This window comes from Brunnivagina elsteri CCALA 953, assembly GCF_002289455.1.
Classification (GTDB): Bacteria; Cyanobacteriota; Cyanobacteriia; order Cyanobacteriales; family Nostocaceae; genus Brunnivagina; species Brunnivagina elsteri.
In genome coordinates, this window is the sequence record NZ_NTFS01000730.1 from 1 (window position 1) to 1,487 (window position 1,487).

The 1,487-nt window shown below is 41.7% G+C and carries 2 protein-coding genes; both read right to left on the minus strand.

The window, feature by feature from the left end; translation table 11 throughout:
* Nucleotides 1–572: 572 nt before the first annotated feature.
* Nucleotides 573–788, minus strand: a complete 216-nt coding sequence (locus CK510_RS30275) for a DUF2839 domain-containing protein (protein ID WP_095725107.1) — start codon at nt 786–788, stop codon at nt 573–575.
* Between the two features lie 120 nt (nt 789–908).
* The coding region (locus CK510_RS30280) for a helicase C-terminal domain-containing protein (RefSeq protein ID WP_342746015.1) at nt 909–1,487 on the minus strand (579 nt) is incomplete at its 5' end.

Below are 1,487 nucleotides of genomic sequence, written 5' to 3' on the forward strand. Positions count from 1 at the left end.
TCCCTGTAATTATCCCAGTTAATGCTTTGTCGGTAATTGGTACTTTTTGTTCATCCTCCGACAGCATATACCAGCAAGCATTCCCTTCTTGACTGACAAAAATATACTGCGCTCTGGGGATAGAGCCAAACCCTAACTTAATATCCATATTTATCGATAACCTTGCTCTACGTTTATATACTCCAACCCAATCTAGAATTTCTGCCAGTTGAGTCGTCTACACTTATGTTTCCCAATATGACAATTAAATTATCTGCACGAAGAATATTTGCTAATCCCCGCGCTGAAATGGTTTTTGTTTTATAGTTCAAATATACTATAATTTTGGGAAAAGAGGTAGGATGAGATTATGCCTGCCAGCGATCGCAATCTTTGTAGTCTTCCGTAGGTTGAGTAACCCAACACATGATATTGGGAAAATGGAAATTATTTAAACCACAAAATAGCGACTTCGAGCAATTTAATAAAATGTTGGGTTACGGCGCAAATATAGATTTATCATATCGTTACAAATATTTATCATGCGCCTGCACCCAACCTACGAATATTCTGTTGAGCGTTCGTGTCAAAACCTAACCGATGGTTTGCCACCAACCGAAAGCGGGACCAATAAAACGGACTGTCACCCAAATAATTACCATTGCACTAATGCCATACCAAGCACCACGAGTTGTGAGTTGGACAAATTGCTCACTTTGGCTCTTGGTGATGGGAACCCACGGTAGAATTCTTTCTTCTTGACCGTAGTTTTCGCCCAATGATGATTTCCGACGTTTTGCTTCACCCATAATCGTTAATTCAGTTAATTCAAAATTCAAGATTCAAAATTGAAAATTTGATTGATGGACCTCTAATCCTGATAATAGCTTAATTGGCTCGCGAGTTAATTCCCAATGCCCAATTCCCCATTAAGAATTATCTTCGGAAGCATTGAATAAATTCGGTTCGAGGTAATTAATTCGGGCAAGGGGACTAAGTGCGGAGAGGATTTGGGCACCATAGCTGCGATTAACTACACGACTATCGAGTAAAGCCACTACCGCTTTGCTTTCCCGTGCTGGTGCGATCGCACGTTGCAATTCGTTTACGGCTGTGGGTAATAGGTACAAACGAAACCAATCTTGATGCGATCGCTTGTAATGGGCAACTCTACCTGCTACTAGGGGATTTTCGAGTGAGGGTAGGGGTAATGTGGCAATTACCATTAATTGGGGTGAGGGTAAAACGCTGTGATGTTCGCGCCAAAATTCCCAACCTGTGACTAAAATGCCGTTTTCATCAAGGCAGGTTTTTTCTACTTGTACCCGTGAACCAAATTCCGATGCCAAAATTGTGCCGATTTGGGCTTTGAGGGGTACATCTCCCACTAAAATGACCGTCAATCCTGGTGCTGTAGCGCTGAGACAAACGAGGGTACGAACTTGGTGGATAAATGCAGGTTGAAATTCTGGTGTATTTGGTAAGGGGATATTGTAGGGTAAGTAAAG

What these genes read in the sequence shown, in the direction of transcription:
- CK510_RS30275 (WP_095725107.1), bottom strand. Translation starts at nt 788, where the DNA reads ATGGGTGAAGCAAAACGTCGGAAATCATCATTGGGCGAAAACTACGGT.